This is a genomic window from Pantoea sp. BR_17, from assembly GCF_041955125.1.
GTDB lineage: Bacteria > Pseudomonadota > Gammaproteobacteria > Enterobacterales > Enterobacteriaceae > Pantoea > Pantoea stewartii.
In genome coordinates, this window is sequence record NZ_JAVAXT010000001.1 from 583456 (window position 1) to 605638 (window position 22183).

Annotated in this window: 27 protein-coding genes; 14 read left to right on the top strand and 13 right to left on the bottom strand. The window is 53.7% G+C overall.

The window, feature by feature from the left end; all coding sequences use genetic code 11:
• Positions 1 to 2 precede the first annotated feature (2 nt).
• Genes rsxG through nth form a run of 3 tightly spaced genes read left to right on the top strand, consistent with a single transcriptional unit; the run spans position 3 to position 1961 of the window.
• A complete protein-coding gene (gene rsxG / locus RAC60_RS02625) occupies positions 3 to 635 on the top strand; it encodes an electron transport complex subunit RsxG (protein ID WP_006119019.1) in 633 nt (210 codons plus the stop codon).
• The gene (locus tag RAC60_RS02630) at positions 628 to 1332 is read left to right on the top strand and encodes an electron transport complex subunit E (protein ID WP_054633871.1); all 705 of its coding nucleotides are present in this window, start codon (positions 628 to 630) and stop codon (positions 1330 to 1332) included. The genes rsxG and RAC60_RS02630 overlap by 8 nt, the downstream gene beginning before the upstream one ends.
• Positions 1329 to 1961: an endonuclease III gene (gene nth / locus RAC60_RS02635; RefSeq protein ID WP_006119017.1), complete on the top strand. Its 633-nt coding sequence runs from the start codon at positions 1329 to 1331 to the stop codon at positions 1959 to 1961. The genes RAC60_RS02630 and nth overlap by 4 nt, the downstream gene beginning before the upstream one ends.
• A gap of 43 nt (positions 1962 to 2004) precedes the next feature.
• Here nth and RAC60_RS02640 read toward each other — a convergent pair whose 3' ends face one another.
• Complete coding sequence (locus tag RAC60_RS02640) at positions 2005 to 2709, bottom strand: CTP synthase (protein ID WP_375092540.1); 705 nt, start codon at positions 2707 to 2709, stop codon at positions 2005 to 2007.
• A gap of 597 nt (positions 2710 to 3306) precedes the next feature.
• Between RAC60_RS02640 and dtpA the strand changes: the two genes are divergently transcribed.
• Positions 3307 to 4791, top strand: coding sequence for a dipeptide/tripeptide permease DtpA (dtpA, locus tag RAC60_RS02645; RefSeq protein ID WP_058701991.1), 1485 nt, complete (start codon positions 3307 to 3309; stop codon positions 4789 to 4791).
• A 153-nt stretch (positions 4792 to 4944) separates the two neighbouring features.
• Complete coding sequence (gstA, locus tag RAC60_RS02650) at positions 4945 to 5550, top strand: glutathione transferase GstA (RefSeq protein ID WP_174250611.1); 606 nt, start codon at positions 4945 to 4947, stop codon at positions 5548 to 5550.
• Between the two features lie 29 nt (positions 5551 to 5579).
• Here the strand turns inward: gstA and pdxY are convergent, their stop codons facing one another.
• The 5 genes from pdxY to uraH form a co-directional block, all read right to left on the bottom strand.
• Entirely contained in the window at positions 5580 to 6440 is an 861-nt protein-coding gene (pdxY, locus tag RAC60_RS02655; RefSeq protein ID WP_006119013.1) for a pyridoxal kinase PdxY, read from the bottom strand.
• Positions 6441 to 6496: 56 nt separating this feature from the next.
• Entirely contained in the window at positions 6497 to 7771 is a 1275-nt protein-coding gene (gene tyrS / locus RAC60_RS02660; protein WP_039340530.1) for a tyrosine--tRNA ligase, read from the bottom strand.
• Between the two features lie 136 nt (positions 7772 to 7907).
• Entirely contained in the window at positions 7908 to 8564 is a 657-nt protein-coding gene (gene pdxH / locus RAC60_RS02665) for a pyridoxamine 5'-phosphate oxidase (protein WP_033741468.1), read from the bottom strand.
• 23 nt (positions 8565 to 8587) lie between these two features.
• Positions 8588 to 8902, bottom strand: a complete 315-nt coding sequence (locus RAC60_RS02670; RefSeq protein WP_006119010.1) for an MliC family protein — start codon at positions 8900 to 8902, stop codon at positions 8588 to 8590.
• Positions 8903 to 9177: 275 nt separating this feature from the next.
• Positions 9178 to 9594, bottom strand: a complete 417-nt coding sequence (gene uraH, locus RAC60_RS02675) for a hydroxyisourate hydrolase (RefSeq protein ID WP_375092543.1) — start codon at positions 9592 to 9594, stop codon at positions 9178 to 9180.
• Between the two features lie 219 nt (positions 9595 to 9813).
• Here uraH and RAC60_RS02680 point away from each other — a divergent pair, with 219 nt between their 5' ends.
• The 4 genes from RAC60_RS02680 to ycgZ all read left to right on the top strand — a co-directional run bounded on the left by RAC60_RS02680 (position 9814) and on the right by ycgZ (position 11606).
• Complete coding sequence (locus tag RAC60_RS02680) at positions 9814 to 10047, top strand: YgdI/YgdR family lipoprotein (protein WP_033741212.1); 234 nt, start codon at positions 9814 to 9816, stop codon at positions 10045 to 10047.
• A gap of 31 nt (positions 10048 to 10078) precedes the next feature.
• A complete protein-coding gene (locus RAC60_RS02685) occupies positions 10079 to 10306 on the top strand; it encodes a YgdI/YgdR family lipoprotein (protein ID WP_033741210.1) in 228 nt (75 codons plus the stop codon).
• Positions 10307 to 10869: 563 nt separating this feature from the next.
• On the top strand, positions 10870 to 11139 hold the full coding sequence (locus tag RAC60_RS02690; protein ID WP_033741209.1) for a hypothetical protein: 270 nt from the start codon (positions 10870 to 10872) through the stop codon (positions 11137 to 11139).
• A 227-nt stretch (positions 11140 to 11366) separates the two neighbouring features.
• Positions 11367 to 11606: a regulatory protein YcgZ gene (ycgZ, locus tag RAC60_RS02695; RefSeq protein ID WP_033741208.1), complete on the top strand. Its 240-nt coding sequence runs from the start codon at positions 11367 to 11369 to the stop codon at positions 11604 to 11606.
• Between the two features lie 144 nt (positions 11607 to 11750).
• On the opposite strand, the gene RAC60_RS02700 is transcribed toward ycgZ, so the two are convergent.
• The 5 genes from RAC60_RS02700 to umuD form a co-directional block, all read right to left on the bottom strand.
• A complete protein-coding gene (locus RAC60_RS02700; RefSeq protein ID WP_033741206.1) occupies positions 11751 to 11954 on the bottom strand; it encodes a hypothetical protein in 204 nt (67 codons plus the stop codon).
• Between the two features lie 143 nt (positions 11955 to 12097).
• Positions 12098 to 12739: a TetR/AcrR family transcriptional regulator gene (locus tag RAC60_RS02705; RefSeq protein ID WP_375092545.1), complete on the bottom strand. Its 642-nt coding sequence runs from the start codon at positions 12737 to 12739 to the stop codon at positions 12098 to 12100.
• Positions 12740 to 12879: 140 nt separating this feature from the next.
• On the bottom strand, positions 12880 to 13725 hold the full coding sequence (hchA, locus tag RAC60_RS02710; RefSeq protein WP_033741201.1) for a glyoxalase III HchA: 846 nt from the start codon (positions 13723 to 13725) through the stop codon (positions 12880 to 12882).
• Between the two features lie 127 nt (positions 13726 to 13852).
• Positions 13853 to 15118, bottom strand: coding sequence for a translesion error-prone DNA polymerase V subunit UmuC (gene umuC, locus RAC60_RS02715; RefSeq protein ID WP_058708770.1), 1266 nt, complete (start codon positions 15116 to 15118; stop codon positions 13853 to 13855).
• Between the two features lie 2 nt (positions 15119 to 15120).
• Positions 15121 to 15540, bottom strand: a complete 420-nt coding sequence (umuD, locus tag RAC60_RS02720) for a translesion error-prone DNA polymerase V autoproteolytic subunit (protein WP_033741198.1) — start codon at positions 15538 to 15540, stop codon at positions 15121 to 15123.
• 733 nt (positions 15541 to 16273) lie between these two features.
• On the opposite strand from umuD, the gene RAC60_RS02725 reads away from it, so the two are divergent.
• The gene (locus tag RAC60_RS02725; protein ID WP_033741197.1) at positions 16274 to 16492 is read left to right on the top strand and encodes a LuxR C-terminal-related transcriptional regulator; all 219 of its coding nucleotides are present in this window, start codon (positions 16274 to 16276) and stop codon (positions 16490 to 16492) included.
• 213 nt (positions 16493 to 16705) lie between these two features.
• Here the strand turns inward: RAC60_RS02725 and RAC60_RS02730 are convergent, their stop codons facing one another.
• On the bottom strand, positions 16706 to 17572 hold the full coding sequence (locus RAC60_RS02730; RefSeq protein WP_058708767.1) for a LysR family transcriptional regulator: 867 nt from the start codon (positions 17570 to 17572) through the stop codon (positions 16706 to 16708).
• Between the two features lie 271 nt (positions 17573 to 17843).
• Here RAC60_RS02730 and bla point away from each other — a divergent pair, with 271 nt between their 5' ends.
• Together bla and RAC60_RS02740 are read left to right on the top strand one after the other, a co-directional pair.
• Positions 17844 to 18725 (top strand): class A beta-lactamase, encoded by an 882-nt coding sequence (gene bla / locus RAC60_RS02735; RefSeq protein WP_052133179.1) that lies wholly within the window; start codon positions 17844 to 17846, stop codon positions 18723 to 18725.
• A gap of 228 nt (positions 18726 to 18953) precedes the next feature.
• The gene (locus RAC60_RS02740; RefSeq protein ID WP_172912424.1) at positions 18954 to 19736 is read left to right on the top strand and encodes a BPL-N domain-containing protein; all 783 of its coding nucleotides are present in this window, start codon (positions 18954 to 18956) and stop codon (positions 19734 to 19736) included.
• A gap of 248 nt (positions 19737 to 19984) precedes the next feature.
• On the opposite strand, the gene RAC60_RS02745 is transcribed toward RAC60_RS02740, so the two are convergent.
• The gene (locus RAC60_RS02745; protein WP_110267569.1) at positions 19985 to 20209 is read right to left on the bottom strand and encodes a hypothetical protein; all 225 of its coding nucleotides are present in this window, start codon (positions 20207 to 20209) and stop codon (positions 19985 to 19987) included.
• 589 nt (positions 20210 to 20798) lie between these two features.
• On the opposite strand from RAC60_RS02745, the gene RAC60_RS02750 reads away from it, so the two are divergent.
• The gene (locus RAC60_RS02750) at positions 20799 to 21056 is read left to right on the top strand and encodes a biofilm development regulator YmgB/AriR family protein (protein WP_033741464.1); all 258 of its coding nucleotides are present in this window, start codon (positions 20799 to 20801) and stop codon (positions 21054 to 21056) included.
• A gap of 237 nt (positions 21057 to 21293) precedes the next feature.
• Positions 21294 to 22151, top strand: coding sequence for a manganese catalase family protein (locus RAC60_RS02755; RefSeq protein ID WP_039340546.1), 858 nt, complete (start codon positions 21294 to 21296; stop codon positions 22149 to 22151).
• The last annotated feature ends 32 nt before the right edge of the window (positions 22152 to 22183 follow it).

Genomic DNA, 22183 nt, shown 5'->3' on the forward strand with positions numbered 1-22183 from the left:
TGATGCTGGACACCATACGCAAGAATGGCGTGACGCTGGCTCTCTTTGCCGCGATCACCACCGGCGTCACTGCTGTTGTAAATACCGTGACCAAACCCACCGTCGAGCACCAGACGCAGTTACAGCAAAAAAATCTGCTGGATCAGGTGGTGCCGACCGATATGTACGATAACCACATTCAGCAGGAATGTTACGTTGTCACTGATGCGGCGCTGGGTAATGCCAGTCCTCATCATCTTTATCTGGCGCGAAAAGGCAACGAACCTGTGGCCGCCGCCCTGGAAACCACCGCCCCGGATGGCTATTCTGGCGCGATTCAGATGCTGGTCGGCGCGGATTTTCACGGTAAGGTACTCGGCGTGCGGGTGATTGAGCACCATGAAACGCCGGGCCTGGGGGACAAAATCGAGTTACGGATTTCTGACTGGATCAACAGTTTTAATGGCAAAGTGGTAACCGGGCCGAATGACAAAGCGTTTGCCGTCAAAAAAGATGGCGGCGAATTCGACCAGTTTACCGGTGCCACCATTACCCCGCGCGCCGTCGTGAATGCCACCAAACGTACGGCATTGTTAATTGAATCCCTGAAAGGGAAACTCTCTTCGTTACCCGAATGTGGAGACGCCAATGAGTGAAGCGAAAAACCTGCTGGTCGGCGGGCTGTGGAAAAATAACTCGGCGCTGGTGCAGCTGCTGGGCCTGTGCCCTTTGCTGGCGGTGACCGCTACGGCCACCAATGCTCTGGGGCTGGGGCTTGCCACGACGCTGGTGCTGACCCTGACAAACAGTTTTATTTCGGCCTCGCGTCGTTGGGTGCCTTCTGAGATCCGTATTCCTATCTACGTGATGATCATCGCCTCTGTCGTAAGCTGCGTGCAGATGCTGATTAACGCTTACGCCTACGGTCTGTATCAGTCACTCGGTATTTTTATTCCGCTGATCGTGACCAACTGCATCGTAGTGGGCCGGGCTGAAGCCGTGGCCTCGAAAAGCAGTATTCCCCTTGCCGCACTGGATGGCTTTGCTATCGGTATGGGCGCCACCTGCGCAATGGTGGTACTGGGATCGATCCGTGAAATCATCGGCAGCGGCACATTGTTTAACGGTGCGGATCAGTTACTGGGTCCCTGGGCTAAAGTGTTGCGTATTGACGTGATTCATTTTAACTCGCCAATGCTGCTGGCAATGCTCCCGCCGGGTGCCTTTATCGGTCTGGGCATGATGCTGGCGGGGAAATATGTGATCGATCAGAAAATGAAGCAGCGCGCAGCGCGTCGCGCAGAAGACGCGGCGCTTGATGCGCCGCAGGGCAACACGGGAAAAGCCGTGTGAACCAGACGAAACGCATTGAGATTCTCAGTCGTCTGCAGCAGGCCAACCCTCACCCTACGACCGAGCTGCAGTTCACCTCGCCGTTTGAACTGCTGATTGCGGTTCTGCTGTCGGCTCAGGCGACGGACGTGAGCGTTAACAAGGCTACTGCAAAGCTGTACCCCGTGGCGAATACACCTGCTGCGATGCTGGCGCTGGGCGTGGACGGCGTGAAGGAGTACATCAAAACGATCGGCCTGTTCAACAGTAAAGCCGAGAACGTGATTAAGACCTGCCGTATTTTACTGGACCAGCACGGCGGTCAGGTGCCTGAAGATCGCGCCGCGCTCGAAGCCTTACCTGGCGTCGGCCGTAAAACGGCTAACGTGGTGCTGAATACGGCTTTTGGCTGGCCGACGATTGCGGTGGATACGCACATTTTCCGCGTCTGCAACCGGACGAATTTTGCGCCGGGTAAGAACGTCGAGCAGGTCGAAGAGAAACTGTTAAAAGTCGTGCCGAAGGCGTTTAAAGTCGACTGCCATCACTGGCTGATTCTGCACGGTCGTTACACCTGCGTGGCGCGCAAACCGCGTTGCGGGTCCTGCCTGATTGAAGACCTGTGTGAATATCCCGATAAGGTCGAATAAGCCCGGATAACAGCCTGTGACTGGTCACAGGCTGTTTTACTGTTCAGCGCTGACGCTGCGCCAGCGCCGCCCGCATCCAGGCCATCACCAGCGGCGAATCCTTATCCTGTAATGCCGCCCGTTCGGACTGGAATAAGGTGGCGACATAGAAAGGATGATCGGTCAGTTCAATGCCGCGCACATCGCCGTTCAGATCCCAGGACGTGATCCGCATGTTTTTACCCTGCAGCGCCGCACTGAAAGCCGGGTTCACGCCAAAATTGCAATGATAACCTTCATCGCTGGTCAGCGCACCGTAGGCGCTGGCCATACGCGAGCCGGGTGCAAACGTGACCTCCCCTCGCTGTTCGACCAGTGAGCAGCTTAGCGGCGCAATCACCATCCGACCGGTTTCGCTGGTTTCGGCATGACTGGCATCTTCCCAGCCCAATACGTGGCGGGCATAGTCGATAACCGCATACTGAAACCCGCCACAGGAGCCGAGAAAGGGCTTACCGTTTTCCCGTACCCAACGCAGCATGCTAAACACGCCGTCATCGTTTTTATAGGGGCTGCCGGGCACCAGCCAGACGGCATCATGCTGCGTAACGGCGGACAGATCATCTAAATGCGGGGTGGGAATCCAGTCAGGCTCAATCGGGATGGCAAGGTGCGCCGCGGCGCGCGCCAGCGCCAGGGGAATGGATTGATGCGAAACAGCGTCCGGGCGGTAGTCACCCACTAAGGCGAGACGTAAAGATAACGACATAGCAACATCCTTTTTAGGAAATAAAGAGGCTACGTGAGTGCGCGTGCGCTGTCGAGCAGGTGAGCGCATTTTTGCTGGTTTTTTACGCCTGTTAATTAAGGGCCGGAGGCATTATTTCCTGATGAAACTATTTTTCTTCTGCTGAAATAACAGCGAATAATGTGAGTTTAATCAACTTTATTGCGCACCCGACGTCGTTTTGCGTCATAATATGCAGATTATTTCAGCAAAACGACGTCAAAAGCCGCATTTCCGGCGCTTTATTCTGGTGAAAGATCACTTTTCAAAGCAAAGCTCTACGCAACCGCCGTTTAGTGGTTAATGTCATTATTGACGATCTGAAAAGCTCCACGCAGGTATTTTGAACCAATAAAAAACCTGAAAACATGACAAAATTTCAATCAGTAATATTTATTTAGGTTTTAACACCATATTGACCCTGTCTGACAGAAGGTAGAAAACGCTTGCCCTGCCGCCTTTATTCAGCCAAATTAGTCGCCGTTTTTCCCATCTAATAAAAATCTGGCCCATGGTGTGATCACATGGCGCGGACGGAATGCCTGTCACGACGCAGGATATGAAATAACAGAGGTACAAGTGTCAACTGCAAACAAACACACCGACGAGGCCGTCAGCCTTAATGCTTTTAAACAGCCCAAAGCGTTTTACCTGATCTTTTCAATCGAATTATGGGAACGTTTTGGCTACTACGGCCTGCAGGCCATTATGGCCGTCTATCTGGTTCGACAGCTGGGCATGTCGGAGTCCGACTCCATTACCCTGTTCTCGTCCTTTAGCGCACTGGTTTATGGTCTGGTCGCTATCGGCGGCTGGCTGGGCGATAAAGTGTTGGGCACCAAACGCGTTATCATGCTGGGTGTACTGGTGCTGGCCATCGGCTACGCGCTTGTCGCCTTCTCCGGTCATAACGTCAGCGTCGTCTATATCGGTATGGCGACTATTGCGGTGGGCAGCGGCTTGTTTAAAGCGAACCCCTCTTCCCTGCTTTCCACCTGCTACGAGAAAGACGATCCGCGCATTGATGGCGCCTTTACCATGTTCTACATGTCCATCAACATCGGCTCACTGTTTTCAATGATGCTGACGCCGTGGTTAGCCGAGAAATATGGCTATAACGTGGCATTTTCGCTGTCGGTGATCGGCCTGGTCATCACGCTGCTTAACTTCCTGTTCTGTAAGCGCCTGGTGAAAGACTTTGGTTCCAAACCGGACTTTGCCCCACTCCAGTTCGGCAAACTGCTGATGACGCTGGCAGGTATTGTGGTGTTGATCGCCCTGGCTAACTGGATGCTGCACCATCAGGCCATTGCCCGTATTCTGCTGGGCCTGATTGCGCTGGGCATTATGGTGATCTTTGCCAAAGAAGCCTTCGCACTGAAGGGCGCGGCACGTCGCCGTATGATTGTCGCTTTCCTGCTGATGGTCGAAGCCATCGTTTTCTTCGTGCTTTACATGCAGATGCCTACGTCGCTGAACTTCTTTGCGATTCGTAACGTTGAGCATACCCTTTTTGGCATTACCTTTGCGCCAGAGCAGTTCCAGGCGCTGAACCCGTTCTGGATTATGCTGGCCAGCCCCATTCTGGCAGCCGTGTATAACAAGCTGGGCGACAAGCTGCCGATGCCGCACAAGTTCGCTATCGGCATGGTGCTGTGTTCTGCCGCGTTCCTGGTATTGCCTGTCGGCGCGAAATTTGCCAGCGATGCCGGTATCGTGTCCCTGAACTGGCTCATTCTCAGCTATGGCCTGCAAAGTATCGGCGAACTGATGATTTCGGGACTGGGCCTGGCGATGGTGGCACAGCTGGTTCCACAGCGCCTGATGGGCTTTATCATGGGCTCATGGTTCCTGACCACCGCGGGTGCTGCCGTCATTGCCGGTAAAGTGGCCAACCTGATGGCGGTGCCTGAAAACGTTACCGATCCGCTGATTTCGCTGGTCACGTACGGCAAAGTGTTCCAGCAGATCGGGATTGCCACCGCCGTCATCGCTGTGCTGATGCTGGTGACGGCCCCGCTGCTGAACCGTATGACGCAGACGACGGAAGCGGAAAAAGCCTGAGTGCGATTTTGACACGCAGCAAAAACCGGGCCTTGCCCGGTTTTTTTGTTTTTGTCGCCGATCGGTTCCTGGTAGATTACTCATGCTAATAACTGGTAATTCTGCCACAGGGGATTACTATGCAAACACGACTCGCAACATGGTGGCTTCATGATGAAACTGTTTTGTAAAGCTGGTGCCTGCTCTCTTTCACCCCATATTGTTCTGCGTGAATGTGGTCTGGATTTCACTCAGGTCAATGTCGACCTGCAAACCAAGCTCACCGAGCGGGGGGATGATTTTCGTCAAATCAACCCCAAGGGTCAGGTACCGGCGCTGCAACTAAGTGAGGGTAATGTCCTGACCGAAGGCGCGGCGATTGTGCAGTACCTGGCCGATCTCAAGCCCGATCGTCATCTTCTGGCCCCCGTCGGCAGCCTGACGCGTTATCACACCATTGAGTGGCTCGGCTACATCAGCAGTGAGTTACATAAGAGTTTTTCACCGCTGTTCCGCAACGATGCGCCCGACGAGTACAAAGCGCTGGTGCGCCGTCAGCTGGAGGCAAAATTTGCCTGGGTAAACGGTGAACTGCAGGACAAGCCGTGGCTGATGGGCGTGCATTTCAGCGTTGCGGATGCTTATCTGTATGTGGTGACGCGCTGGGCGAAAGCGCTGAACCTGGATGTCAGCGCGTTGAACCACCTGCAACAGTGGTTTGCGCGCGTTGAAGAACGGCCATCGGTTCAGGCCGCGCTAAAAGCGGAAGGCCTTATCTGACACGATCAGGGCCGTTACCGGCCCTTTTTTTACAGCTTCTCTGCCGGAAAATAGTGCGTTGGCCGGGCAATAGCGTCCTGCGCGGCAACCAACTGCAGCTCATATTCCCCCATCTCATGCGTTTTCAGCATCACTTCATAGACGGCGGCCGTGACGTGCTCCAGCGCCGCCTGCAGCGACTGTCCGTGCAGCAGATCGACCAGCAATAAGCCGCTGGTTAAATCGCCCACGCCTACAGGCTGGCGAACGCCAAAGTCCACCAGCGGACGGCTGATGTGCCAGGCTTCGTCGGCGGTGACCAGCAGCATTTCAAAGCGATCGCTGCGGCGTCCTGCCCGTGCCAGATGCTTAATCAGCACCACTTTTGGCCCCTGCGTGATCAGCAGGCGGGCAGCCTCAACGGCGGATTCGACACTGGTTACCGTGCGTTCGCTGAGCATTTCCAGCTCCAGCAGATTTGGCGCGATGATATCGCTGGCCGGTAGCGCCATTTTGCAGTGAAACTCCGCCACGCCCGGTGCCACAATGCAGCCCTTTTCCGGATGCCCCATGACCGGATCGCAAAAATACCAGGCCTCGGGGTTGGCGGCTTTTACCTGATGCACGATGTCCAGAATCTTTTCGCCCTGTTCGGCCGATCCCAGATAGCCGCTTAACACCGCATCACAGGTTTTCAGGCGGTCGATATCGGCGATGCCTTTGACGATGTCGGTGAGATGCGACGCCGGCATGACGGTGCCGGTCCAGTGCCCATACTGCGTATGATTGGAAAACTGCACGGTATTCAGCGGCCAGACGTTCACGCCCATACGGCGCATCGGGAACTCTGCCGCCGCATTGCCTGCATGACCAAACACCACGTGCGACTGAATTGCTAAAACGTTTTTCACTTTTTTACCCTGTCCTGCCTTGCCATAAAAAAGGGCCGGAAACCGGCCCTGAAAAGCTACTGCCAGTTGATCAGGCAGTAATGTTTTTTACCGCGGCGTAATAACGTGAAGCGGTTAAACAGCTTGTCGCTGTCGCGGAAGCGGTATTCCGCATCCGACTGCTTCTCACCGTTCAGCGATACGGCATTTGAGCCAATCATGGTGCGCGCCTGGCCGCGTGACGGTACCAGCTCCGCTTTAACCAGTGCCTGCTGCAGATCGTCCTCAGCAGACAGCGTGATGGTGGGCATGCCGTCCTGCGCCAGCTGTTCGAAATCGGCCTCGGTCATGTCACTGAGCGCACCGGAGAACAGACTTTCCGTGATGCGTTTCGCGGCTGCCAGACCCTCTTCGCCATGAACCAGGCGCGTAACCTGCTCGGCCAGTACATACTGTGCACGCGGCGCGGTTCCGCTGTTTTTATCTTCTTCTTCCAGGGCATTAATCTCTTCAATGCTCAGGAACGTGAAGAATTTCAGGAAACGGTAAACATCCGCATCGGCGGTGTTGATCCAGAACTGGTAGAACTTGTACGGGCTGGTTTTCTTAGCATCCAGCCAGACCGCGCCGCCTTCGGTCTTACCGAACTTGGTGCCGTCCGATTTGGTGATCAGAGGAACGGTCAGACCAAACACCTGGTTCTGATGCAGACGACGTGTCAGATCGATACCGGAAGTGATGTTGCCCCACTGGTCCGAGCCGCCGATCTGCAGCGTTACGCCGTGCAGTTCGTTCAGGCAGGCAAAATCATAGCCCTGCAACAGGTTGTAGGAGAATTCGGTAAACGAGATCCCCTGGTCGTCACGGTTCAGACGCTGTTTGACCGCTTCCTTGTTGATCATCTGGTTAACCGAGAAGTGTTTACCAATGTCACGCAGGAAGGTCAGCACGTTCATATTGCCAAACCAGTCATAGTTGTTGGCCGCAATCGCACTGTTCGCCCCACAGTCAAAATCCAGGAATGGCGCAACCTGTTTACGGATTTTTTCGACCCATTCACCGACGGTTTCGCTGGTGTTGAGCTTACGCTCTGCCGCTTTAAAACTGGGATCGCCAATCAGACCGGTTGCGCCGCCCACCAGCGCCACCGGCCTGTGTCCGGCGTCCTGAAAACGTTTCAGGCAGAGCAGCGGTACCAGATGGCCCAAGTGCAAGCTGTCAGCAGTGGGGTCAAAGCCGCAATAGAGCGAAATTGGCCCTTGCGCCAGTTTCTCGACTAACGCGTCTTCATCCGTCACCTGGGCGATCAGGCCCCGTTCTTGCAATTGTTGTATCAGGTTACTGCTGGTCATCACTGACTCCAAATTGATCAGACTGCACCTAGGCTGGTACACAGCTTTCCGCTGAGTTGCGGAAGAAAAAAATGAGGGCTATAGCATAAAGCGCTGACGGCTTCTGTGCCAGCGCTGATAAGGGGAAAGCGCAGTTTTACGGGGCGAGTCGGTCAATTTTCCAGCCGTCGTTATCCCGTTGGTAGAGGAAACGATCGTGAAGGCGATGTTCGCCCCCTTGCCAGAACTCCATGGTGTTAAATTTTACCCGATAGCCGCCCCAAAAACTGGGCAGCGGCACATCGCCCTGCTGGAATTTCTGCTTCAGTTCCAGAAACTTCGCTTCCAGCACACCACGGGCAGAAATCCGGCTGGACTGACGCGAAACCCAGGCACCGATCTGGCTGTCACGCGGGCGGCTGCTGAAATATTTCAGGACGTCCAGCGGCGACAGTTTTTCGACTTCGCCCAGCACCATGACCTGGCGCTCCAGAAAATGCCACGGGAAATGCAGCGAAATACGCGGATTGTTGGCCAGATGTTGTGCTTTACGGCTGCCGAGGTTGGTATAGAACACCATGCCCTGTTCATCATAATGCTTCAACAGCACGATACGCTGATAAGGCTGGCCTTGTTCATCGACCGTGGCTACCGTCATGGCTGTAGGATCGGGCAATTGTGCCTCGCAGGCCTGCTTTAACCAGCTTTCGAACAGCGCCAGCGGATTATCCGGCAAATCGTTACGACGCAGACCACCGCGCGTGTATTCACGACGCAGGTGGGCAATGTTTTGCAGCATTTCATTGTCACTCATCATGCACACTCACTCAGATAACGTTAACCAGCCGGTTGCAGCTCGCAGTCATTCACGACGATTTTATCGTTGCGCTCAATAAAAGCACCGTTTCCTTTAGACCAGAAAACATACTGTCCGTCGCTGTAGCGGGCCCCGGAGGCAGAAACGGTTTGCGTCAGCGTCAGCGGTTTGCCATCCATGATAAAGCTGACCTGATCTTTAGCGTTATCCAGGGTGACGGTGAGCGGCAAGGTGCCACAGCGATAGTGTAACGTTTCTGGCGCGGGCGACGATTTGTGCATCAGGCTGCAGCCTGACAGCATGACCATGGCAACCACAGTTAATCCTTTTCGCATCAGCGATTCTCCTGTACGTAAAGCAGGCACAACGCGCCCTGCTTTGTTCGGTATGAAGGTTCCGGCACCGGCAGGTTAACCGTTCCGGCACAGAGGGGCAATTTAACCGATGATCGCACCCGTAGCAGCAAAAGTTTTTTTGTCCGGGCGTGGCAAGGTGAAGACTGCAAAGCCAGGGTTTGGTCGGGAAAACGCGACATCGCGCGGCGATGACCAGGGCGGAGGGGGCGAAAGAGACCGGCAACACCCGGGTATTCAGGCGTTGCCGGTGAGGATTAATTACCGCGATAGGTAGAATAGCCGTACGGGCTCAGCAGCAATGGAATATGGTAATGCGATTCACTTTTGTCCATGTGAAATATCACCGGAATTTCCGGGAAAAAGGACTCGTGCTGAACCTTCTGATAATAATCTCCCGTTTTAAATACAACTTTATAATCGCCCGTTTCATATTGTTTATCTGTCGGGAATAGTGCACTAATTCTGCCGTTTTTATCGGTTACCCCTGAGGAAAGCTTAACCCACTTGCCCTGTTCTTTATGTTCGAGGTCAACAGAAATACCGGGAGTCGGCGTGCCGGTCTCCAGATTTAATACGTGTACACTCAGCGGATTCTTCATCGCGGTTGTTTCTGCCGCACAAGCAACGGAACCCATTAATAACGCTGCAACTGCACCCATTTGCCATTTCATTCTCGATTCCTTTTTTCGTTAACCTGTCAACGAGCGTAAAGGGCCGCAGACTAAATACCAAACCGCAGGCGCTAAATGTGAAATTTCTGAGAGGCATAAATACGCTTTAGCTATTCGCGCTTTTTCTGCGCAAGTGCGTTTATTGTTTCGCTCACCGCCCTGCAAAATTCTCAAAAGCGACTATGCTGTTTAATTCAAGGTCCACTTCAAGGAGATGAAATGCATACTAAATCCCTGTCAGCTGCCGTTTTGCTTGCCCTCTCTCTGGCAACGTTAGCCGGTTGTTCTTCCAACCAGTCCATTAAAACGTCAGACGGCCGTACAATAGTGACCGATGGTAAGCCTCAAATTGACAGCGATACGGGGCTGGTGTCCTATCGTGACGCCCAGACAGGCAAAACCGAACAAATTAATCGCGATCAGATCAGCAATATGAGTGAACTTGATAACTAACGGACTCAATCACAGAAATAAGGTGGATAATATGAAGAAGACTCTGATTTTACCGCTGGCAGTTTTGATCGGCATGACCGCATTAACAGGTTGTACCCGCACAAGCTACGCTATTCATACCAACGATGGCCGCACTATTATCAGCGACGGTAAGCCGTCTGAATCTGATGCCGGTTTACTGGGTTATACCGATGCCAATGGTGTGAAACAGCAGATCAATAAAGCGGACGTTAAAGCCGTTTCCGAAGTGCCAAAATAACAGCGTTGCCGCCTGATCAGGGCGGCTTTTTTATTTCCTGCCGCCTCTTCATTGCTTCACCCTCTCAATATCTTTTTATCCGGAAATAACGGTTCGTCGTAAATAGTGTAATAACGGCTTACACGGCATGATCAGGGCTCATATATCCTTTTGTCTTTCTGACGCAGGCGCTCGCCTGTTATGGCCTTTTTCATTCCTTCTCACTTTGCTTTGCGACAACACAAAAACATTAGCATCTCTTTCTTATGTACATTTTATTTACAGCGTCAGGTTGCGGTCCGGAATGCCGCTGACGGCCAGGGCACCGTGTCAGGGACCTATCGTAATTTCAGGCCAGTTCGCCACTATCTAGTGGTTTAATCACTTCAATTCTGGCGGATAAAACGGGTCTGTATAAATTTTCGTTCGCTTATTAAGGTGTTAGCCTGCGGTACAAAAGTTCACTGTTTTTAATGTTTTCTTTGATAGGTATCACCGAATAAAATCACACTATCGCTATTCATTCCTTTTACTAAACTAATTACTGGGTCGACGACATTCTCACTCACTCTCAGGAGGTGCATATGAATTTTCACGATGAGGCTACCGGTCATAAGATTATTGGTGAAGCTGCGGTGAACCTGGCACTACAGAATGAGGAGATCACGGTGGTTTCACTGATTCGCCAGCTCAGCACGATGGCGGACCATGAAAGCGACGATGAGCGCGTGCTCCTGATCGCCGATGCGCGTAAATGGCTGAAAAGCTTTATTAACGTGGCTACGCGCGAGCGGGCCGAACTCAACTGGATGGTAGTAACGGGCCAGGTTCCCGCCAATGTGACCGAGCATTAACGCCGACAGGTTAATGCGATACCGCGCTTCGCGGACGCCGGATGCGTCCGCGTTTACTGCGTGCCAGCTGTCTGTATTCTCTCTGTGTCCGCTTTCCGCCCTTCTCTCTGTCCCCGCCTGAATCGCGCCGCACGCTTTTTCTGCGAAAATAGCTGTACAAGTTTTATTTTATTGTATAACTTTACGCTACTTTCAACTGACTACTTTTGAACCACCCGAGAACCTCTATGCAACGCAATCATCGCTTACCGCAGAGCGCCGACGATATCTCCCGCTATTTTTCTGCGGCGGGTCTCCCTTCACAGCAGGAAATGCTGGGGCAAATCGTGGTAGATATTTTACGCGCCGGCCAGAACGTGAACCGTAAGTCTATCTGCACTAAACTGCTGCGCCGTCTTGAGCTGTCAGCCAGTCAGGAAGAAGAGCGCCTTTGCCGTGAACTGATTGGGTTGCTGTTTGGTCGTTAAGACGGCCAGTGACTGCCGTGACGGGACGGGGCATCGTTGCGAAGCCGTTGCGGCCTTTTCGCTGCTGCTGCTGGCATTATTGTTGCTGCTGTCGTTACTGTGACGTGACGGCCGTACAGGCTTCCTTGCTTCAGCCCGTCGTCATTAATGGAGTTTATGCGCGAGGATACGGATAGCCTCTTCGCAGGTCTGTCGGGTCGTTTTACAGCTTGTCTGGAGACTTTGCTGGTGCAACGCACCAATAATTTCCTGCAGTGTGAGCGTTTTACCCGGCTGCAGGATGCCTGACACAACGCGCCCTAAAAGCGCGTGAATCTCTTCACCGATGTTTGCCCTGTCATGTTTCACGCATAATCCTCAAATTTTACTTTTTCTGTAACAGCAAAGTGTTTTAGAGAAGGCACACTGTGCCTGTGTCTGGCAGCCCATGGGTGACCGGCCGCCCTGCATGGATGACATAAGGGAATATTTACTTCCTAAATGAGCAAAGATTAATCCAGGATTTTCAGGGCCAGCGCAATCGTAGCCTGTTCATCGTGTACATCCGCCACCTTGCCGGTAACACGCATACCAAAGGCAATACGCAAAATCAGTCCTGCAGCCGTCTCCACATCCAGGTCGCGCCTGATGGAGCCATCATGCTGCCCTTCCTGCAAAAGTGACATCAGAAAGGCCTTATTGCGGAAGATAACCTGTGTAACCTGTTGTGACAGCTCCACATCCAGCACCTGTAATTCAATAGCACTGCCTACGACCAGACAGCCGGTGCGCCCTTCCGTTGACCGGGAAGAATCCAGATAAAACTGGAGTAGTTCACTTAACTTTGCGCGGCCGGTCGAAAAGCGGGCCAGGCGTCCGCGCAGATCCTCGTTGCGGACCGTGATGTAACGCTGAAAAACCAGCAGGAACAACGATCGCTTGTCCTGAAACGCTTTGTAGATACTACCGACAGAAAGCTGCATTGCCTCACTCAAATCGTTAAGCGAGGCGGCATGATATCCTTTCTGCCGGAACACGATCATCGCCTGGTCCAGAGCCTGTTCGATATCAAATTCTCTGGGCCTGCCGCGTTCTTTTTGTTTATTCGCTGTGGATTGTTGGCTGCTCATGACGACCAGTTTGAGAGGCTGCATTTCCGACATTACCCGGAAACGATAGGCAGAACGATTGTATCTCAGGCACCGGGTGCAAGTACACCCGAATCCCACCCCGGCGCATCGTCTGCACAAAGTGCGGTGCAGGCGATGCCGTGGTGGGATAAAAAGCAGGTCGATCAGGCGTTGGCTTTAAGCAGCTCGTCTGCCGCCAGTTTACCGAGCGCGTTCGCCGCAAAGGGACTGTCGCCCGTCAGTACCCGGCGATCTTTATGCACGGTCCCTTTAATATCGCTGTTCACCAGCGTCAGTCCCATGGCCTGAAGTTTCTCCCCGAAGAACCAGGTTAACTGTCCCGGCATGTAGCCGATATCCGGTGTTTGTTTGTCGGTCGCATCGGGGAAGGCGCAAATTTTATAGCCATTAAGCGGATTGTCGCCTTTGTCCAGAGCAAGAAAGGCAGCCGGGCCATGGCACAGCGAAATCAGGTGACGATCGTTGGCCAGCGTCCAGCGGATCACCTCAGCGACGGCTTCACTTTCGGGCAGCCCTATCAGCGCGCCGTGACCGCCAGGAATAAAGACGCCTGCGTACTCTGACCGGGGCGTCAGTGACTGAACGACAGCGTTCAGCGTCAGCGGGGAACGAAACAGCGACAGGCAGTGATTGTAAAAGCCAATGACCACCTCATCCTGCTGGGGCATCGCCCAGTGTTCAAACTTCACCATCTGCCCGGACAACGTCGCCACATCAAACTGGAAACCGGCCTGATACAGGTGATACATCGGAAGCAGCGTCTCAATCGGATGGTTACCGGTGGAAAACAGGGTGTCGTTATCAAGCGGCAGATAGCGCTCGTCGGTGCAGATCACCAGGACCTTTTTATTCCCTGAATACGGCTGGGGATAGTCGGCATCACCGAGATCAGATGTGGGGCGGGTGAACTGGTCAAGTGAGTAGGCAGAAGGAAAAAAGGCGTTATGTTCGGCCCGATCTGCCACCGGCGATTTACTGAGTTCTGACATGACAAAGCTCTCCTTAAGGGGATGGATACCTGTTTTAGCCTAGACCACAACGCCAGATTTAAACCGAGCGGCAGCCCAAACGGCCCCCTTATAAGAGCATTCTGTTGCTGTCATCCCTGCCCGCGCCTTACTTCACCACCGGCAGATCGCTGATGCGCGTGGTATAAGCCGGCGACAGCATTTCGCGCTTCATCGCCCAGCGCTTCTCTGTCCCCTGTCCGGCGAACCACATTTTCCCCTTGCCCGCTTTGTGGATCTGATCGATAACCTGCATCAGATCGTTACGGCCCGGCTTGACCGGTCGCTCATCAAACAAATCCAACTGAGTCACGCCGTGGTCAAAGAAGTCGCTCAGGACAACGCCCGCTTTGATATAGCGGTGGCCCGCGATCCAGATGTAGTCCAGCATGTCGGTCGCCACCCGGATAATGTCGCGCGTATCGTGCGACGGCGTCAGTAACTGACCAGTGGCCTGATTACCGTAAAAGTTTTCACCAACGGCATGGGGGCTGGTGCGCAGAAACACCCCGATTTGTCGGCAGTACTGTTTTTCTTTCCGCAGTTTTTCGGCGGCACGTTCGGCATAGGTACAGACTGCCTCACGCACCTGTGCATAGTCTGAAAGACGGCTACTGAAAGAACGTGAGCACATGATCTGCTGTTTGGTGGGTTCGAGGGCTTCTAAATCCTGACAGGGTTCACCGCATAATTCTCTGACCGTGCGTTCCAGCACCACGCTGAAATTCTTACGAATCAGGCTGGGACGCTGACGCGCCAGGTCTGCGGCCGAGGTTATCCCCATCTCCTCAAGCCGCTGGCTGAGACGGCGGCCAACGCCCCAGATATCCTTGACCGACACCTTCGCCAGCAGTTTTTGCTGGCGCACCGGATCGGACAGATCGACCACACCGTTGGTGTAGCCCGCCCATTTTTTGGCCGCAAAATTCGCCAGCTTCGCCAGCGTCTTGGTAGGGGCAATCCCGACACAGACGTTAAGATGAATTTCTTTTTTGATGCGTTTTTTAATCTGGTGCCCCAGGGTATCAAGCGACATGCAGTGGCTGACGCCGGTTAAATCCAGAAAGGCCTCATCAATCGAATAAATTTCTACCGACGGGGCCATTTCCTCCAGTAGCGTCATGACCCGGGTGCTCATATCCGCATACAGCGCATAGTTAGAGCTAAAGACCTGCACGTTATGGCGGGCAATGATTTCTCGCATTTTAAAAAACGGCACGGCCATGGTGACGCCAAGGGCTTTGGCTTCGGCATTACGCGCAATCACACAGCCATCGTTGTTGGAGAGCACAATAATGGGCTTGCCCTTGAGATCCGGTCGAAACACCGTTTCACAGGAGGCATAAAAATTGTTCACATCGACCAGCGCAAACATGATTAATAAACCGACTTGATCACATAGGTCACAACGCCAAACACTTCGAGCGCGTCTTCTGTGCTAATCACAATGGGTTTGAACTGACGGTTCATTGGCATCAGTTGCAGGCAGGGCTGAAGCTGAAGCCGCTTGACGGTAAATTCGCCCTCAATCGCGGCCACCACAATATCGCCATGAGAAGCCACCAGTGCGCTGTCCACCACCAGCATATCGCCGTCGTTAATGCCCGCTCCGGACATCGATTCTCCACTGACGCGCACAAAGTATGTCGAACTGGGATGCTGAACGATGAGCTTGTTCAAATCAATCCGCTGCTCAACGTAGTCCTGCGCCGGAGACGGAAAACCGCACGGCACCCGCTCGACAAACAGCGGTAATTGCAAAGGCGTGCTCACTTTTGCTGGCCTGATAAATTCCATATTCACCTCTCACGCCAAATTGCTGTATATAATTACAGTAATCGCGATCCGCCAGTGCGATCAAGCGAAACCGGAGAGGTTTATGTAAAACAGTTGATGTGGATGGATATTTTTTTCTGCCCTTTTCACCGCCTTATGACAGGCCTGTGCAGCCATTAACCGTACCGGTTGTTTTTTCGCCGGCGCATGCAGAATTCTTCTCTTCGCTGAACGGATGTTTAAAAAGCACGGAACGCTGCCCGTTAGCGGCGCGTATTTATTCGCCGCATAACCCGGGCGGAAATAATGCTGACAGCGTTAGCAACATCAATCGGCTAAGCGTACAAGCGGCGCGCAGACGATAACGGAAATAAACAACCGCCTGACCGTGCATAGTGATAAAAATAGCCCTAAGCAAGTCCGAAAAAGGCGTCAAAATAGCAGGCGATAAACGGGGTCTGATTTGCCAGCGCTGTTTCACGCTGCACGCTCGCCCTTTATGACGGGAAAATCACTACAGCCAATCTTTTTTGCAAAAATGAAGACAGGATCGCCAGATACAACGTTCATCTTTTGTGATGTGAACGTGTCTCACCCGGATTAAAAGTGATAATAATCATATAGTTAAAAAAATAAGATAACGTGAAATGATTTATACTGTGATATCCAACACGTTTGCCTATCATGCCTGCATTACCGCCGAACACGGCTATCACCGTGGCATTGAAAAAAAGCATTGAGAGGCAGAATAAAAATGGAATTGAAAAGTACACAGGGAAAAAAGGTCTATTTAACCGAGCAGGAACTTTCTTTAAGCTGGCTTTTTATGACCGGTATGACGGTTAACCAGATCGCGTACCAGATGGCTTCACCTGTACACGTCATCTATTATCTTAAGCAAAAAATCATGCAGAAAGTAGGCGTGAGAAATAACAGTGAGTTTATCCTCTGGCTGATTCATCTCAGAAAATAAAAAACGTCGCGCTGTTTTGCCCGCATGGCGGGATAATACGTTGCCTCCGCCCCTGTGATGAATACGCACAATGTCCGCGCAGGCATCATCGGTTAACCCTGCGCCGTCATCATGCCGGGATAACGTCACCGCGCGCCTGACTCGCCCTGCGCTTTCCGCCGGCAACCGTAACCTGAGCGGCGTGTGGGGCGCATGGGCTTGTGACCGGTCCGGTCAGCCATTTACCTGCTGCCTTATCCATTCGCGAAATATCTCCATCGATGGCGTCAGCGTTTTTGATCGCAGCCAGGTTAACCAGTAGCCACCGACATCAATCTCAATGTCAAAAGGCCGCAGCAGGATGCCCGCCTCCAGCTCCCGCTGAAACATGCAGACCGGCACCAGCGCGACACCGCCCGTCTGAACCGCTGCCTCGACCATCAGCCGCGAGGAGTCGAAAACCGGACCAGTCATTCTGGGGGGCGTGATATTTGCCGCAGTGAACCAGTTACCCCACTCATCCGCGCGATAAGAACGCAGCAGCGTTTCCCGTAACAGATCGCCGGGCTGCTGCAGCCGACGGGCGATATCCGGCCGGCAAAGCGCAGTCAGCGGTGCGGTAAACAGCGGTTCGTTGTGCGTTGCAGGCCAGGCCCCCGTCCCAAAGCGAATGGCATAATCGATGCCTTCGCCCGCCAGATTCACGACGTTATTATGGGTGCGCACGTTCACTTCCAGCGCAGGATGCTGCTGATGAAAGGCATCCAGACGCGGCAGCAGCCAGCCCAGCGCAAAGGTCCCGACACAGGCGAGGGTCATCACTTCGCGGTATTCACCCCCTTCAAACCGGCGCCAGGCTTTTTCAAGCTGGGTGAACGCCTCGGACACCTCGGCAAACAGCAGCCGGGACTCATCCGTCATCTCCAGTCCACGCGGTAAGCGCCGGAATAACGTCACGCCCAGCCGCTCTTCAAGTAGCCTGACCTGCTGGCTCACGGCCGCCTGCGAGACGAAAAGTGCCATACCTGCGTGAGTAAAATTCAGGTACCGGGCCGAAGCATAAAAGGCCCGGAGTGCATTAAGCGGAACATCATTTTTCATTGTTAACCCCAGAAATTCTTTTGGCTCCTCTCAAATTATCTCGCTTGTCGATAATTTGAAATCCCTTACTCTCTCCCTCGTCACACTTTTGACAGGCGATATGTCCCGCAATAACGCGACCTTCGTGTCATAACGGGGGCATCAGGTGGCAGAAACTGACATAAGTTTCACGAGGGGCGTATTTCACACGTTTCGCTCAGTACGCGCCGCTTTCTGAGGCGGTGAGGTGCCGGGTATGTCTGAATGCAGATACACATTAACGGAGGTTTATATGGCTACGGCTCCCCGGCTGCGCATCTGTGCAGCGGCAACCCTACTGGCGCTGGCGGTCCCTTTTGTCGCCGAGGCCCATTTCAATGACGCATTGTTAGCGCAACCTGTCAGGCAGCTGGAACATGCCGCAGGCGGACGCTTAGGCGTGGCGGCGATCGACACCGGTGATGGTTCTGTTTTTACTTATCGTGGTAACGAACGTTTTCCCCTTTGCAGCACCAGTAAAGTCTTTACGGTGGCGGCCATTCTGAAGAAAGCGGAAACCGCACAAGGCCTGCTGAATGAAAACATCGCGATTCGTCACGCCGACCTGGTGAATTACAACCCCGTGACCGAAAAACAGGTGGGCGGCACGATGACCGTGGCAGAACTCAGTGCGGCGGCCTTGCAGTACAGCGACAACGCGGCGATGAATAAACTGCTGACGCACCTTGGCGGGCCGCATGCCGTGACCGCCTTCGCCCGCAGCATCGGCGATAACACGTTTCGTCTCGATCGAACCGAGCCCACACTTAATACCGCTATTCCGGGTGATACACGTGATACAACGTCACCGACAGCGATGGCGCAGAGCCTGCAAAAACTGGTTTTAGGCACTGCGCTGGCACCTGCTCAACGCCAGCAGTTAGCCGACTGGATGAAGGGCAATACAACCGGCACCTACAGCATACGTGCGGGTCTGCCTGCTGACTGGGTGGTCGCGGATAAAACCGGCAGCGGTGATTACGGCACCACCAACGACATCGCCGTGATCTGGCCACCGCATCATGCCCCGCTGGTGCTGGTGACCTACTACACGCAGACCGACAAACACGCGGCCTCGCGTAAGGATGTGCTGGCCAGCGCCGCAAAAATTATCGCCTCAGGTTATGAAAACTAAGCGACCGTAACGGCGTTAAGACGTGATATGGCCTGTCTGTACGGGCTGTATCACGCCGCTGAAAAGGTTTGTCAGGTCAATAAACCCGTTGACAGGCATCCGTCACTTCCCTAAATTGAGCGCTTGCTCAAGTCGCCGATTTACCGCCAGCACGCCTGCCTGAGCACAGGCGACTGGCCGGGATTACGCCGTGCATACCCACGTTATTTAACCGACAGGAAATAACCTATGAGGCTGGCTTATCATGCAATCCTTCGCCCCCGTAACGGAAGACTGACCGCCCTGCTGCTTGCCTTAAGCCTGGTGCCCGGCGCGGTGCTGGCTGTCCCGCCGCCGCTGAACATCGCCGTTTATCGCGGCGCGGCAGGATGTGACGGCTGTTCGGAAATGGTGGTGAAATCGCTCCACGGCCTCACCCGGCCGGTTCGCACAACGTACATCGGCGAGCATGAAACGCTCAGGCTGACGGCACAGAACCTGCGTCAGTTTGATCTCTATATTCAGCCTGGCGGCGGTCAGGATATTCCCGCGGCTTATGCCGCACTGGGAGAGGAAGGCGTCCGGGCTATTCGACAGTTTGTTCGCAGCGGCAAGGGGTTTCTGGGCCTTTGCATGGGGGCCTACCTGGCAGACAGTCAGTGGCTGGGGCTGATTAGCTCACCGCTGGAATCGGAAGTGGGCCGTCCAGGCTCGGGCATTGCTGATGAGGGCGATTACACGATTCGCGTTGACTGGCAGCGTCAGCCAACGCGGTTCTATTATCAGGACGGTCCGTACCTTGAGGGCAATCAAGCCCGGGATGGTTTTACCCCTCTGGCCTTTTACCGGAATGGTGACGTCGCTATCGCCCGCTATACGTATGGAAAAGGCACGGTTGTGTTAACCGGACCGCATCCGGAAGCCGACGAGAGCTGGATGGGCCAGGCAGACGGCGGTAAAGACGGCGTTGACACCACGCCCCAGGCAAAAATGTCCCGCCTGTTGGCCGGGTTTGATAACACCGTGCCTTAAGCCCGCACTGCGTGAGTGTCCGTGGCCGGGCGGCGTGGCCCTGTCGTGACGGTGCCGCTTTTCCTGTACGCGATGTGAGCGGCATCCGGATCGCTGCGTAGCTGTCTGTCGTGAATATAACCGGGAGATCCGGCTGGCGGACAGCTGACGCTCACGTTCCTTAATCCGCCCTGCGCCCGCCAGGTCGCCGAGCCTGACGGCTGGCACGTGAAGGCAATCAGCGTCGCGCATCCCGTCAGGCAGGAAGATTACACGGTGCTGTCGGCCTCCAGCGCATCCTGAATCGCATCCGCAAGATTGGCAATTTCGTTTGCCACGGCCTGCAAATCCCAGGCTGCTTTAGAGCCATTCGCTGACGTCGAGGCGCTGACTGACTCTTTTGCCACTGCCAGCGCCGCCGCAACGGCGACCGTACGTTTGTGTTGTTCCTGCGTCATGCCCGCGGGCGGCAGTGAAAAATAGTCGTTAACCATTATCATGTCCTTGTGATTCAAGAGGCGTAAACCTTAACGCCCTGCGCGTTCATAAGAAAGTAAATTATGACCACGGCGCCTGACAGATTCACACGGCACTTCCGGGCAACGCGCCCGCCCCGGCCTGTTTGCAGAGTTCACCTGCCAGACGCGGTTCCCCGTCTGCGCTCAGGGGTTATTAGCCTGCCATGTCGACGTTGCCGCCAGGGAGGACGCTGCCGCACACAGCACGCGTGACAGTGATCCGTTCCCGCGTCGCCTGTACAACCCTGCCCGCTCAGAAAAGCCATCTTGTACAAGGTTGTACAACTTTCCAAAGAGGCGCCGCGCAGAGGGCATCCTCAATAATCCCTTAAAAATCAACAGCAAATGTTAATGCTTTTAGATTTTATGTTGCAATAAGCGCCGAAAAGTCATCCGACCACTTAAAATTTTATACAAAAAATTGTACAAACTTGGTTTTTTTGTATAACTTTACGGCGTGATGTTAAGTCACTTGTAACGAAAGGTGCTTTGCACCGCATCTGAAGGTGAGTGGATTTCCACCTTCAGATGCAAAATTTTTCTTTCTAACGATTTTGAGGCCATGATGCAAACGACAACGAATACTGAGTCTCAGATTTCAGACTATTTCATGAACGCGGGTGCCCATTTCACCAGCGAAAAAGATGTGATTGCCGAAACCTGGTCAGAGCTTGCTGCCTATAAGGCTCACGTTTCTGAAAAAGACATCGTGCTGGGTTTGATCCACAAACTCGAATGTGAAACCGATGTGACCATGCAGGATATCTATCGTCAGGCCCTGGAGATTGTGCTTCAGCGTACGCCGGGCGATGTCCGTTTTTGATAAGTTGTGATGAAACGCTAATTAGCATGGATGCTTTGCCTTCCCTAAAAATTCGCCCCTGATTCAGGGGCTTTTTTTTTATTTTTTTTCAGCTTACCTCGCCCCTCCTTTCTCGGTAAATCAACAGGTTAAACGCAGCGGCGATGAAGAAAACCTACCTCGCTGCGCTTTATTTCTCTGGCATTCATGACCAGGCTTTTGGCTGTTGATCGATTCCTCACTAACCAGGAGATAACCATGTTTCATCACTCATCAAAGCTGCAGTACCCCGTGCGAGTAGAGAAACCCGATCCTGAATTCGCCATGTTACTCCAGCAAGCCATTGGCGGCGTGGAAGGCGAAATACGTGTGGCAATGCAGTACTTCTTCCAGGCCATGGGCGCACGCGGCGATGCGCGAATCAAAGATCTTCTTATCTCTACGGCAACTGAAGAACTGAGCCATATTGAGATGCTGGGCCATGCGGTGGCCCTCAACCTGGAGGGCGCGCCCCTTTCTTATCAGGAAGCCTCGGCAAAAGATCCCGTGGTGAATGCGATTCTCGGCGGAATGAATCCCCGTCATATCCTGTCATCAGGGCTGGCTGCCCTGCCGGTGAATGCGAACGGCATGCCTTTTGACATGAGCCATATATACGCGTCCGGCAATGTGGCGGCCGATATGCTGGCAAACGTGACGGCTGAAGCCACAGGCCGGGTACTGGCGACGCGCCTGTACAATCTGACTGAGGATAAAGGCATGAAGGATTTCCTGTCTTTCCTGATTGCCCGCGACACGATGCACCAGCAGCAGTGGCTGGCGGTAATCGAAGATTTAGGCGGCCTGGATGCGTCGCTGCCCATCCCGGACAGTTTCCCACAGGAAGGGGAAGCGCAGGAACATGCTTACTACTGCCTGAATACCTCACTGGATAAACCGTTGCCGAAAGGCCGCTGGAGTGAAGGCCCCTCCTTCGACGGTCGCGGTGAGTTTAGCGCGAAAGAGCAGCCGGATATTTTAGGAGAAGAGCCGCTGCTGGGGAATGCCCGCCCCGGTTCCGGTGCTCAGCAGGCACAAATCGAAGGTGGCGTTCCGCCACTGAAAAAGGGATTGTGATGATCTGAAGGGCCACCGGCCCTTCTTTTTTT